Here is a 12,784-nt window from a genome sequence, read left to right on the forward strand (position 1 = left end):
TGTGGATAACTGTTGATAAGATTATTTACATATTAACCAAAGTCTTTATTAACAGGGACTAACAGTCGTTTTATTAAACTATTAACAACACCTGCTAACGTAATAAATGTTAAAGCTGGCAAAACTACCCACAGCATAGGGTGAGCATTTGGTGATAGTTCAAAACCAAAATTCATAACCCCTGCCACGCTAAGTTCTGCACCTAATGCTGCAATACCACCCGCCACTAGAGCCATTACTCCATATTCGCACCAGATAGTATTCAAAATACGCTTTTTACTCGCGCCTAAAGTTCGATATAAACGGATTTCTTGCTGACGTTGAGAAAGACTCAATCGAAGTAAGGTGAATATAAGTAATAAGCCCGCAACAACACCCAATGCAGCCAACACAGTAATCGACCATACGATTTGCTGAAGTAATTGCTGGATCTTCGAACCCATTTTACGAATATCCATTAAACTGACGGTTGGATGATTTCTTGATAAGTCGCTGAGCATTGCATTGTGCGTATCTTCTAGTCGAAAACTCACCAACCAAGTAGATGGGATGGAACTTAAAACATCAGGAGTAAATATAAAGTAAAAATTGGGCTTCATTTCTCGCCATTCAACTTCACGTATAGAGTTCACGTCAGCCTCAAACGTTTGACTATTAATCGTAAATGTTAACGTGTCCCCTATTTCTAAGCCCAGTTCACTTGCAACTTCAGACTCTATAGAAACACCATTTTCTTGCGTCCATTGACCTTCGATTACATCGTTATATTCCGGTAACGTTTCACCCCAAGTGAAGTTCAACTCTCGACTTAAGGCGTCTGTTTGCTCAGAGTCGTTTACATATTCTTTTGCTTCCACACCATTAATATTGGCTAAACGACCACGAATGATTGGGAAAGCTTGCGAACGTTCAATGCTATTCGTATCTAAAACCTCTAAATATTCCTCTTTTTCATAGTCCGCAATATTCAAAGCAAAAGCATTAGGAGCGTTTTCAGGTAGAGTTTGCTGCCAATCGGAAAGTAAGTCACTTCTTACAAGCCAAATAATAGAAAGCAACATTAGAGACAAAGCAAGCGAACCAAACTGTATGCCCGTAGCTAAAGGTGTTCGATTTATGCGACTAAGCGCCAATCTCATTGCTGTCGAGACAGGCAATTTCGAGAGCACTTTTAAAACTCCCATGCTGACAAAAGCTAAAAGCAAAAATAGGACAGCAATCCCAGCTAACACAATCCACACCAATGAATTACTACCATACATACCAAGCATCGGCAGAATTGGAACAAGTAATAGAAGGTACTTTTTCATCCCCTCTTTTGTTTGGTGTCCAGACTGGATAACGCTTATAGCTGACGTGTTAACTAAACCGAACAACGGAATTCCAAGAGCAGGAATGCCGATAAGAATACTCGACAAGATCGCAAGTAAAGCCGGTTCAAATCCATAACTAGGTAGAGGGCTTGGCAGTAAATCACCTAGGGGAATTCTAAGCAGTGTTTCAAGTCCAATACCAATTCCAACACCAAGAATTGCAGCAATGGCAACCAGCAAAGAAACTTGGACAGAAAGCCATTTAATAATCCACTGCTTACTCGCTCCTAAGCTTTTCAACATGGCAATGGTTTTTTTACGACTTGCTACATAGTGCTGGCATGTTAGAACTAAAGTAGTCGCCGCCATGATCACAACAATAGCAACGGTTAGAGACAAGTACTGAGTCGTACTTTCAAACATTTCATTCGTACGACTTGCAGTATCTTGTGTGCGCCATCGATCACTCGGTGTTAATTCAACTTGCTCCTGAATGTTTTTAAGCGTCGACTCATCACCATTCAAAAATAAGCTAAATCGTACACGGCTGCCTGGCTGAATCGCTCCGGTTTTCTCAATATCAGAGCTGTGAATAAGAACAGACGGCATTTGCTGGAATGGGTTGAAACTCAGACCTGGTTCTTGTGCAATACGGCCAGAAATAGTTAAATCCGCATCGCCAATAGTGACAATGTCACCAATATTAACGTCTAATTGGGAAAATATACGTTCATCAAGCCAAAGCTCCCCTGCTTCCACTTTATTAGTTTGTTCACTGCTCGATTCCAGAAGCATCTCACCACGCAGTGGATAAGAGCTATCAACGGCTTTTACCGTTACCAGCTGCATACCATTGTCACTAAACGCCATAGTAGAAAACCGCGTCAGTTGAGAGTTTTCGAGTTGATTAATTTGAGTGAGATCTAAAAGCTGCTCTGGGATAGGGTTCGCAGACACAAATACGCTATCAGCTGTTAATGCATCTTTCCCCTGCTTGACGATCACTTGCTCCATTCGTTCTGCAAGTGCAGATAATGCAAATACACATGCAATAATTAGAGTTAACGCTATTGATACCGGCCATAATTGACCATGGCGGATTTCTTCAATACTCCATGAAAACAACCGCGTGTTAAGTCCTTGAGATGAGCTCACGTTACACCTCCTCTATATTGCCTGAATGCATTTTTAAAGTTCGTTGGCAACGCTCTGCTAATTTAGGGTCATGTGTAACCAAGACTAAAGTCGTGCCGTGGTGAGCATTCAATTCAAAAAGTAACTCGACAATTTTTGCGGCGGTTTGTTGATCTAAATTCCCCGTGGGTTCATCAGCAAACAGGATCTTAGGCTTAATCATGAAGGCTCTTGCCAAAGCGACTCTTTGCTGCTCGCCACCAGAGAGTTGAGAAGGAAGGTGATCCACCCTATCTTTAAGACCTACCGATTCTAGAAGTGCAGTCGCACGTTCAATATCTTCATCTTCACCTTTCAATAGACAAGGCAAAGTAACATTCTGTAATGCAGATAAGCTCGGGATCAATAAAAAACTTTGGAAAACAAATCCAACCGATTCACTTCGGATTTTGGCTCTTGCTTCATCGTCAAGTTGTGAAAGCGGCTGACCAAGTAAGCTTATTTCACCTGTAGTTGGAACATCTAGCCCTGCAAGCAACGTCATTAATGTTGATTTACCGGCTCCGGAAGTTCCAACGATAGCAACCGTTTCTCCTTCTAGAATATCAATATTGATCTTCTCTAAGATTGTTAAATGTTCTTGATTAGTAGACACTGTCTTTGAAACAGCTTCAGCTTTAATTATGGATGTGTGCATGACTAGACTAATTTCCTTTCTATTATTTTTCTTATTTTCCGCTACGTCTCTGGCGCAGACTAATACGTTACTTATCCTAGGTGACAGCTTAAGTGCTGGCTACAATATGGATATAAAGCAAAGCTGGCCAAGCTTATTACCGGCTGCTTTACTAGAACATGATAAATCAGTAAAAGTGATTAATGGCAGTATCTCTGGTGATACAACAGGAAACGGCTTAGCTCGTTTGCCTCAACTATTACAAGAACATACGCCAGACACTGTCTTAATTGAGCTAGGTGCAAATGATGGTTTAAGAGGATTCCCTCCTAAGCTAATGTCTTCAAACTTACAAAGCATCATTGAACAAGTAAAAGCTTCTGGTGCGACACCTGTCATGATGCAAATTCGAATTCCACCTAATTACGGCAAACGCTACAACCAACAATTTGAATCTGTTTTTACTTCGACTTCAGAACAACATAAAGTTCCCTTATTGCCCTTCTTTCTTGAGCACATAATTCTAAAACCAGAGTGGATGATGAATGATGGCTTGCATCCAAAACCAGAAGCTCAACCTTGGATCGCTGAATTCGTTGCATCGGAATTATATCAGTATCTTTAGTTTTTAATGGTCTAGCTCAATAAATTTTACATAGCTTTACGTTAACCTAAATGCATATCACCTATATATGTAAGGTTATTTATGCTGATAGAACCCATTATCAAAGGTGTGGTAGCAAAAACTGCTCACCCACTTGGTTGTAAACAAGCAGTAAAGCAACAAATTGACTATGTAAAAAGTGCACCGAAAATCAATAATGGACCTAAACGCGTTCTTATTATCGGTGCATCTTCAGGATTTGGACTTGCATCAAGAATTGCCCTTACATTTGGCGGTGCTCAAGCTGACACTATTGGCGTGTCCTTTGAGCGTGGTCCTAATGAAAAATCTCTAGGCAGTGCTGGCTGGTACAATAATATTTACTTTAAAAAAGAAGCAGAAAAAGAACATCGTCAAGCTATTAACATTGTAGGTGATGCATTTTCTCAAGATACTCGAGACCGAGTTATTGAAGCCATTGAGACCTATTTCGAAGGTGAAGTCGACTTAATCATCTACAGCTTAGCTGCTGGTGTGCGTCCTAAAGGTGAACAAAAAGATGAGTCAGATAAATTCTGGCGTTCAGCGATCAAACCTATTGGTGAAAGTGTAACTGGCGCAACAATTTCATTAGAAAACGACAGTTGGACTGAAACAACCATTGAGCCAGCTACCGATGAAGAAACGGAATCAACGCTAAAAGTGATGGGTGGCGAAGATTGGGAAAACTGGATAGATGAATTAATTAATGCTGAATCTATAGCTCCTGGCTGTCAAACCATTGCCTTCTCATACATGGGTCCTAAAATCACTCACCCTATTTACCTTGATGGGACTCTCGGTCGCGCTAAAATTGATTTGCACCAAACCAGTCACTCTCTAAATCTCAAACTCGCAAACTTTGATGGGCATGCTTATGCTACCGTGTGTAAAGCATTAGTGACTAAAGCCAGTGTTTTCATTCCAGCTCTTAGTCCTTACTTACTTGCTCTCTATAAAGTAATGAAAAACCAAGGCACACATGAAAATTGTATTCAGCAAATGCAACGGTTATTTAGTACTAAGCTCTATGGACAAAAACTAGTACCTTTGGATGGGGAACGTTTATTGAGGATGGATGATTGGGAGTTAAACCCTGAGACTCAAGCTGAGGTTACAGAGATTCTAAACCACATGGATTCCAATAATTTTACACAACTTGGCGATTATGAAGGTTTTAAACAAGAATTTTTGCAACTGAATGGCTTTGATATACCACTAGTTGATTACTCTAAAAGATTGAATAGTGAGAGTTTTATTAACTTAACTCCCTGAGGAAAAACAAATCTCAATAGTGAGATGAAGCTCTATCTTTTAAAGCCTTGGAAAAATTGCCAAGGCTTTTTTGCGTAAGCTTACTTATACTTAGTTAAAAGTCATATTTATTGTTTTTTAAATTCGATACATACAACACAGGATGTGTTGTTCATTCAAATAAGGAACATGATTTCATATGAAGAAAGTTAATACTTTAGACTTAGAAATCCCAGACAATATGAGAGTTGGATGGCAAAACATTGTCGACCTACTGGCACAGATAACAGATGTTCCTGCGGCTTTAGTGATGAGGGTTCATCCAGAGTCGATTGAAGTGTTTTCCACCAGTAAAACCGAAGGGAATCCCTATAATGTTGGTGATTCTGAAACGTTAGGCAATGGCCTGTATTGTGAAACCGTTATCAACAGCCAACAAATCTTAACCATTCCGAATGCTCAGAAAGACCCTGAATGGGCGAATAACCCCGATATACAACTTGGTATGATTTCGTATTGTGGAATTCCATTGCTGTGGCCTAACGGTGAAAGCTTTGGCACCATTTGTATATTAGACAGTGAAGAAAATCATTATACACCCACCTATATAAAGCTCCTCGAAAGCTTTCGCGTATCAATTGAGTCCCAGTTAACGACATTATTCCAACATGCCAAACTGGTACAAATGAATAAAGAATTGAAGAGTCGTGTCCACACCCGAACAAAAGATCTTGCCAGTTTAAATTACTCTTTAAGCCAAGAAATTGATAAGCGAAAAGCTGCAGAGCAAAAGATTTATTATCAAAAAAGTCATGATTTAGGGACAGGATTTCTTAATCGGAATACTTTTGAAGCACACCTTAACCACCAACTTCTTTCCAAAGTTCGTGCACCCGAGCAATCATTTGCTGTGATTCATATTGGTTTTACCAACGGACGTCGCATTCAAGCGCGTTACGGTTACAAAGCATTAGATAAGGTTCTAGTTGAGTATCGTGAAAGATTAGACTGTATCAATGATATGGACGTCATTATTGGGCGACCAACTTCGGTAGACTTAGCTATTGCCTTCAGTGTTAAAGATTTACAGCATAGACTAGACGAGTTATGTAACCATTTAGTCGAAATTGGTCATTCTGAGTTTATGATCGACAGCGATAAGGTCCACCTTCATGCATTCATAGGGATTGCGACCAGTAATATTGATGATGATGCAGAGTCCATATTGCAAAAAGCCAGTGAAGCGATGATTGCATGTAAAGATTCAGGTCAAAAATTCGCGTACTACTCCCAATCTCATTCTGAAACTCAAACTCATATCAATAAGCTGGAAAGTTATCTGCTACAAGCGGTTAGAAACGACGATTTAATGTTGTATTTCCAACCAAAAGTTTGCCCTGTTACGCACAAATGGATTGGTGCAGAGGCACTGCTTAGGTGGCGTCATCCAGTCCTTGGTGATATCTCTAATGAAACCTTAATTCATATGGCTGAACAAAATGGACTAATCTTTGAAGTTGGTAGTTTTGTGCTACGTGCAGCGATAGAGAAAGCAAAAGAATGGTCGGAGTATGTTGATAACTTTAAGATGGCAGTAAATGTATCTGCGGTACAGCTTAAAAACGCACAGTTTGCTGATCAAGTTATTCACTTACTGGAAACGTATCATTTGCCACCACACTTTCTTGAACTCGAAGTAACAGAAAGCGGTCTGATTGCCGATGAAGTTGTCGCAAAGAATACCCTTGATTCATTGCATCAAATAGGAGTGACATTGTCACTTGATGATTTCGGGACTGGCTATGCCTCGTTCAGTTACTTGAAAAAATTCCCTTTCGACTTCATCAAAATTGATAAAAGCTTTATTGACCAAATGCAAAGCTCTACTGATGATGTTGAAATTGTACGCTCAATTATCCAAATCGCTAAGAAGCTAGATTTAAAAGTCGTTATCGAAGGTATTGAATCTGAATTTCAGGAACAATTCATTATCAAAGAAGGCTGCGACGTTGGACAAGGTTACCTCTACGGCAAACCTATGCCATGCCAAGAATTTGAGCAGAGTTTGATCAACCAAAACTACTTAGGGTCTACTCAATACGCTTTAACCTAGTTTTTTCACTTAACTCAGCAAATTAAACAGACTTTCTCTTTACTCTATAGGTGGCGGTTTTTATAATCGCCGCCTTTCTGTTTTATCTTTCCCCTTAAAAGGCACACTTCGTTATGGATCAGTTGACTGCAAAGCTGAAAAAGCTAGAAAAACAAAACTATCGTGCATATCAACAAATTAAAGGTCAATACGACTTTGCTGACTTTGAACTTCATATTGATCACATTCAAGGTGACCCATTTGCATCGGCTTCTCGTTTCCGAGCAACCCGAGCATGGTCTTTAACTGGGTTAGATTGGTTGCAAGGTAAATCTCCCGCTTATCAAGTTGCAGCTCGTGACTTCATTGCTCGTAGCTTTGCCCAATTTGCAAAACAAGAATCAAGCATTTCAATTGCACTTACTGGTCAAACTGTTTTAGACAACACAGCTGTAGTTTTCACTGAGCATGGAATTGAAATTCGATTCCGTATCAACTTGCCCGCTGACGGTCGTAGTATTCTGGCTAAGAAAGCAATTAACATTATTACCTTTTACCTGCCGAAGTTTATCCGCCGCGCAACACTTGAACGTGAGTTAGATTTTGATGCCTTAGTTGAGCACTGCGAAACAATTGAAGATCAAGAATCACTTCGCAAGCAACTAGAAGCGAATAATCTTGCTGCATTTGTAGCAAATGGCAGTGTTCTTCCCCGTATTGCCGGTAACTGTGACTTTCCAATGAAAGATGCCGTTCCTTTTACTGCTCCTGAGTCTTTGAGTGTTTCGCTAAAAACACCGAACAAAGGAATGGTAACAGGATTAGGTATTCCAAAAGGTATTACGCTGATTGTCGGTGGCGGCTTCCACGGTAAATCAACGTTACTGAATGCTATTGAACGTTCTATTTACAACCATATCCCAGGTGATGGTCGTGAAGGTATTGTAACGAATATTGATGCTATGAAGATCCGCGCTGAAGATGGTCGTTGTGTTCATAACCTAAACTTGTCGAACTACATTAATCACCTGCCTATGGGTAAAGATACGTCTGACTTTAGTACTCAAGATGCCTCTGGTTCAACATCGCAAGCGGCTTGGTTACAAGAATCAATTGAAGCTGGCGTGCAAACGCTTCTTATCGATGAAGATACTTCAGCGACTAACTTCATGATCCGTGATGAACGTATGCAAGCTCTTGTATCTAAAGGTGATGAACCGATTACTCCTTTAGTTGATCGTATCGGGCAGCTTCGTGATCAAATGGGCATTTCTACATTAGTCGTTATGGGTGGTTCTGGTGATTACCTAGATGTCGCTGATACCGTCATTCAAATGCATGACTACCAAGCGGTTGATGTAACGGAAAAGGCACAACAAGTTATTGCTCAGCACCCATCACAGCGTTTGAATGAATGTGAGACAGAATTAGCAACATTCACCCCTCGCCCATTTAACCGTCCATGCCTAATGAATATCTTAACTGATGGTAAGTTCCGCGTGACGGCGAAGGGTAAAGATTCACTTCGATTTGGTAAAGAGTTTACTGACCTTTCTGCCCTTGAGCAGTTAGAGTCATCATCTGAAGTGAATGCAATCGGCTGGGCTTGGTTCCAGTTTGCACAAGGAATTGGTTGGTCAGATAACCCGGCTAAAGAGTTCACTGAGATACTGTCTGGTGAATGGCATGCAAACATGCCTGCACAGGGTGATTTAGCGAAGCCTCGTTTACTTGACGTTATGGCGGCATTAAGCCGTATGCGTAAGTCTCAATTTAAACCATCAAAATAGAATGGTTTAGGAATATTGATTGAATGTAAAAAGGTGCGTTGAACGCACCTTTTTTTGATCTAAGCTTCTTATATCTATATCTATATCTATTATCGAGCAGTTACGTTTATCGCCTACAAGATGCTCACTTAAATTGAATCTAGAATTAATGGCGCAAAATATTCCATGCCTCACACAGAACTCTGAATTTAGACGTGTTTCCTTGGTCTCTGTCAGGGTGCCATTTTAAGGCTAATTTACGCCAGCGCTTACGAATTTCAACTTGAGTTGCGTCCATCGGTAATTCAAATAGGCTTAAAGCTTTGGCTCTATCCATATCCACACCATTTGTGCTCCCCACAAATTTACGGTATCGAGTCCAAAATTCATTAAGAAGCCGTTTCACTTCACCTTCATCCGCTTCGTAATTGTGCCAATGCACATAATAGTCACGTAAAGGATCTTCATGATCAATCGCATTTTGGTTAGACTTTAAGTTTGCTATTAACTCAATATCCATCGCTTGTACCTGTAACCAGTTATCTGGATATAAGGTTTCTTGCAATTGGTACAAGGCATTCATGATAAGGAAATTTCGCTTGAAGAGGTCCTTTTCAGGGACACTGTCTAAAAGTGGCATTAAACCGAGATCATTCAAATGAGCAGCAAGAGTATGAACTTTCCAACCAGATGGCGCTCCTCTTAGCACTTCTAAAATAGGCCACAGTAATGGGTTCTCCATATGGCTCTGAAATGTCGCACTAATACTCTGATTTTCTGACATATATATAAAACCACTATTGAGAATAATTTAAAGATAAGCCTGATCTAATTGAAATCTATACTCTGTTATTTGTCGAGTTTATTCACTGTTACACATGCCCATTTATTGATATTCATAGCAAAAAGGTCAGCATTGGCTGACCTTTTTCATATAATACCGTTTTGATAAAAGTGGTGTAACCCACTTTAAATCATATTGATTAGATTACGCCTAATTCTCTTAAACGTTCCATCAAGTATTCATTCGCTGTGTAGTTTTCGGACAAAACAACTTCTGGTTTTGGATGCAAGAAAAGCGGCAGGGAGATACGAGATTTCTCTTGGCGAGCACCTGATGGATTAATAACACGGTGAGTCGTTGACGGGAAATAACCACCAGAAGCTTCTTGTAGCATGTCACCAATGTTAATAATTAAGTTACCAAAATCACAAGGTACATCTAACCAGTCGCCTTCTTTAGACTTAACTTGTAAACCCGGTTCATTAGCCGCAGGCAAAACAGTTAACAGGTTAATGTCTTCATGCGCTGCTGCACGAATTGCACCTGGCTCTTCATCACCTTGCATTGGCGGATAATGAAGAACACGAAGTAGAGTTTGTTCGCTGCCGTTAATCATTTCTGAAAGTGCGATAGAAAACTTATCTTGAACATCTTGTGGAGCATAAGCCTCAACCCAACCTAGCAGCTCTTGAGCGAAAGCATTCGCGCGCTGATAGTAATCTAAAATCTGTTCTTTTAGATCTTCAGGCATTTGACCCCAAGGGTATACATGGAAGTATTCTTTAATGTCTTTAACGCTGTGACCCTTAGCAATTTCCGACACTGATGGTGGAAAATAACCATCTTGTGTCTCAACATTGAAGTGAAATTTTTCTTTCTCTTCAGACATAAAGAATTGATACCAATTTTCGTAAATTGACTCAACTAACTCTTTTGGTATCGGGTGATTTTTCAGAACTCCAAATCCAGTTTCACGTAGTGAGCGTACGAATTGTTCTGCAGCATCGTCAGCAAGGTAATCGACAGTTTCCAGTTTCATGACTTTCTTTCTTTTTATGTGTTTGTGGCGTGATTTTAGGGGGCGCTTTGCGTTAAATCAAACTTTAATGAAATAGAAGCAATCGTTTGATTAGATACTGGGCGGTGCTTTGACTTTTCAACAAATTTAGTGAATAACCCACAATTGAACAGTGTACATAATTATGTAATCATGAAAAAAAATCATAAGGACAACATTAATGACTCATCTTCCAATTCGCCAAAATCAAACATTATTAATGTTGTCAGCACTGTATTTTACTGTGTTGGTATTTAGCGCAATTTCCCCGCTCTCGCGAGCAGTTTGGTTGGCCGAAATAATTCCCGCTATCGGGATCCTTTTTGGGATCTTCTGGGCTTCAACCAAACATACCTTTTCAAAGACAGCTTACATGCTTATGTTCATATGGCTCATACTCCATACTATTGGATCTAAGTACACATTTTCAGAAGTCCCTTTCGATTGGTTTAACAACTTAATTGGCTCAGAAAGAAATAATTTTGATCGGGTAGCTCATTTTTCTATAGGGTTATACGCTTACCCGCTCGCTGAGTTCCTTATGCGTAAGAAGCACTGTAAACCAACGGTTGCTGTCTTATTTTCTCTATTCGCGATCATGAGTGTAGCTGCTGGCTATGAGATAATTGAGTGGTGGTATGCTGCTATTGCTGGTGGAGATGAAGGGATTGCGTTTCTTGGATCTCAAGGTGATATTTGGGACGCACAAAAAGATATGTTATGTGACACTTCAGGGGCATTAGTTTCACTAGTGCTTTTGAAGGTACAAGGTCGAATCAAAGAATAGTAACTAATTACCAAACTGGCATTGCCTTTGTAACGAGACAGTGCCAGTTTATCAGCCTTTATCGACATCATTTCATGGTTACTTTTCCGCCTATCATTTTAAATGCAGGAGTGCCCCTCACTAATGTATCTCGTGCAAATTCAATTCCGCAATTTGGGCAATAACAAGGGGTCGTTGTGTAGTCATCGACAATCCTTTCTTTGAAGCATTTAACTAAAGAACCTTTACCACCTTTTCGGTACTTAAAGAGTTGTTGCTTGCATTTACTACAAAAGATCTCGACAGTTTTGGTTGGCTGTTTTTTATTAGGTTTTGCCATTGGATAACTTCTTTGGGGAAAGTAAAACAATCAAAATACCAATCAATATGATTGTTGAAGAAATGATGAAGTGCAGAGTAATTGGCTCAGAAAGAAAGACAGCGCCACCCAAGGTCGCTATCACTGGTACTGATAGTTGAGAAACAGAGGCTACGACGGTTGCCAATTTTTTCACCACGTAGTACCACAAAGTATATCCAACTCCTGAAGCCACACTTCCTGAAAGTACTGCATAACCTGCCCCTTTACTGGTTACTGCTAACATACCTTCAGGTGACCAATTCATAGCCAGCATAAACAAACACGATATAAGAGCAATCAATAACGAAATGGCCGAAGCGACAACGAAGTTCAAAGTCGTGGACTGTAGTGGTTGGTCTGAATGTTTACCTCCTAAGGTATAAAAGCCCCATGCAATGCCTGCGGCAGCCATTAATACGATAGCAGTCAAATCAAACTGGACATTTTTGTCATTGGGAAAGAGTAAATAAACAAGACCAAAAATGGAAAGCATGCATCCAATAGTGTCTGATTTTGATAGTGAATGCCCTGATAAAACATGCGCGGCAATCATTGTAAATTGAACCATCACGAATAATATTAGCGCACCAAACCCGGCACCTAGTTCGATATACGCGAAAGAGAACCCGTACATGTAAACCATTAATGAAACCACTGGCTTAGCTTTTACCTGTATTGATCCTAAAAGACTCTTAGATGGCTTAGGCTGGTTTTTCTTACCTGACTCTCTTTTTATATAGCGATATAAGTGAATTGATAGCAGAATAACGATCAAAGTGAATGCTCCAGAGAGCAGCCGGATCAATGAAAAGCTAAATGGATCTATCGTTTGATCAGCGAGAGCCCAACGGCAAAGCACTGAGTTAGCAGCAAAAGCCACCAGCGTAACCGCTGTGATTAAGCTTGTTTTCATCCAATCAGTAGTCATTTAATGC

11 protein-coding genes are annotated in these 12,784 nt (G+C 40.1%); 5 read left to right on the forward strand and 6 right to left on the reverse strand.

Features of this window, described 5'->3' with window-relative positions; translation table 11 throughout:
• Positions 1–32 precede the first annotated feature (32 nt).
• Together OCU78_RS17855 and OCU78_RS17860 are read right to left on the reverse strand one after the other, a co-directional pair.
• Positions 33–2,468, reverse strand: coding sequence for an ABC transporter permease (locus tag OCU78_RS17855; protein WP_137374212.1), 2,436 nt, complete (start codon positions 2,466–2,468; stop codon positions 33–35).
• Position 2,469: 1 nt separating this feature from the next.
• The gene (locus tag OCU78_RS17860; protein WP_137374211.1) at positions 2,470–3,144 is read right to left on the reverse strand and encodes an ABC transporter ATP-binding protein; all 675 of its coding nucleotides are present in this window, start codon (positions 3,142–3,144) and stop codon (positions 2,470–2,472) included.
• Between OCU78_RS17860 and OCU78_RS17865 the strand changes: the two genes are divergently transcribed.
• From OCU78_RS17865 to OCU78_RS17880, 4 genes are all read left to right on the forward strand, one after another.
• Complete coding sequence (locus tag OCU78_RS17865; RefSeq protein WP_137374210.1) at positions 3,143–3,748, forward strand: arylesterase; 606 nt, start codon at positions 3,143–3,145, stop codon at positions 3,746–3,748. The genes OCU78_RS17860 and OCU78_RS17865 overlap by 2 nt on opposite strands.
• A gap of 81 nt (positions 3,749–3,829) precedes the next feature.
• On the forward strand, positions 3,830–5,041 hold the full coding sequence (gene fabV / locus OCU78_RS17870) for an enoyl-ACP reductase FabV (RefSeq protein WP_137374209.1): 1,212 nt from the start codon (positions 3,830–3,832) through the stop codon (positions 5,039–5,041).
• 178 nt (positions 5,042–5,219) lie between these two features.
• On the forward strand, positions 5,220–7,133 hold the full coding sequence (locus tag OCU78_RS17875) for a sensor domain-containing phosphodiesterase (protein WP_137374208.1): 1,914 nt from the start codon (positions 5,220–5,222) through the stop codon (positions 7,131–7,133).
• A gap of 113 nt (positions 7,134–7,246) precedes the next feature.
• Positions 7,247–8,902, forward strand: coding sequence for an ABC-ATPase domain-containing protein (locus OCU78_RS17880; protein WP_137374207.1), 1,656 nt, complete (start codon positions 7,247–7,249; stop codon positions 8,900–8,902).
• A gap of 145 nt (positions 8,903–9,047) precedes the next feature.
• Here the strand turns inward: OCU78_RS17880 and OCU78_RS17885 are convergent, their stop codons facing one another.
• A complete protein-coding gene (locus tag OCU78_RS17885; RefSeq protein WP_137374206.1) occupies positions 9,048–9,665 on the reverse strand; it encodes a DNA-J related domain-containing protein in 618 nt (205 codons plus the stop codon).
• Between the two features lie 199 nt (positions 9,666–9,864).
• Positions 9,865–10,704: an isopenicillin N synthase family dioxygenase gene (locus OCU78_RS17890; RefSeq protein WP_137374205.1), complete on the reverse strand. Its 840-nt coding sequence runs from the start codon at positions 10,702–10,704 to the stop codon at positions 9,865–9,867.
• Positions 10,705–10,903: 199 nt separating this feature from the next.
• Here OCU78_RS17890 and OCU78_RS17895 point away from each other — a divergent pair, with 199 nt between their 5' ends.
• Positions 10,904–11,509: a DUF2238 domain-containing protein gene (locus tag OCU78_RS17895; protein ID WP_137374204.1), complete on the forward strand. Its 606-nt coding sequence runs from the start codon at positions 10,904–10,906 to the stop codon at positions 11,507–11,509.
• 67 nt (positions 11,510–11,576) lie between these two features.
• Here OCU78_RS17895 and OCU78_RS17900 read toward each other — a convergent pair whose 3' ends face one another.
• Together OCU78_RS17900 and OCU78_RS17905 are read right to left on the reverse strand one after the other, a co-directional pair.
• Entirely contained in the window at positions 11,577–11,828 is a 252-nt protein-coding gene (locus tag OCU78_RS17900; protein WP_137374203.1) for a hypothetical protein, read from the reverse strand.
• Entirely contained in the window at positions 11,815–12,762 is a 948-nt protein-coding gene (locus OCU78_RS17905) for a DMT family transporter (RefSeq protein WP_137374371.1), read from the reverse strand. Before OCU78_RS17905 ends, OCU78_RS17900 begins: the two co-directional genes overlap by 14 nt.
• Positions 12,763–12,784 lie beyond the last annotated feature (22 nt).

The sequence above is a fragment of the Vibrio gallaecicus genome, assembly GCF_024347495.1.
In the GTDB taxonomy this organism is placed as follows: domain Bacteria; phylum Pseudomonadota; class Gammaproteobacteria; order Enterobacterales; family Vibrionaceae; genus Vibrio; species Vibrio gallaecicus.

Bases quoted from the DNA above. Each gene is read 5' to 3' on its own strand.
- OCU78_RS17865 (WP_137374210.1), top strand. From the start codon at position 3,143: ATGACTAGACTAATTTCCTTTCTATTATTTTTCTTATTTTCCGCTACG.
- OCU78_RS17860 (WP_137374211.1), bottom strand. From the start codon at position 3,144: ATGCACACATCCATAATTAAAGCTGAAGCTGTTTCAAAGACAGTGTCT.
- fabV (WP_137374209.1), top strand. From the start codon at position 3,830: ATGCTGATAGAACCCATTATCAAAGGTGTGGTAGCAAAAACTGCTCAC.
- OCU78_RS17875 (WP_137374208.1), top strand. From the start codon at position 5,220: ATGAAGAAAGTTAATACTTTAGACTTAGAAATCCCAGACAATATGAGA.
- OCU78_RS17880 (WP_137374207.1), top strand. From the start codon at position 7,247: ATGGATCAGTTGACTGCAAAGCTGAAAAAGCTAGAAAAACAAAACTAT.
- OCU78_RS17885 (WP_137374206.1), bottom strand. From the start codon at position 9,665: ATGTCAGAAAATCAGAGTATTAGTGCGACATTTCAGAGCCATATGGAG.
- OCU78_RS17890 (WP_137374205.1), bottom strand. From the start codon at position 10,704: ATGAAACTGGAAACTGTCGATTACCTTGCTGACGATGCTGCAGAACAA.
- OCU78_RS17895 (WP_137374204.1), top strand. From the start codon at position 10,904: ATGACTCATCTTCCAATTCGCCAAAATCAAACATTATTAATGTTGTCA.
- OCU78_RS17900 (WP_137374203.1), bottom strand. From the start codon at position 11,828: ATGGCAAAACCTAATAAAAAACAGCCAACCAAAACTGTCGAGATCTTT.
- OCU78_RS17905 (WP_137374371.1), bottom strand. From the start codon at position 12,762: ATGAAAACAAGCTTAATCACAGCGGTTACGCTGGTGGCTTTTGCTGCT.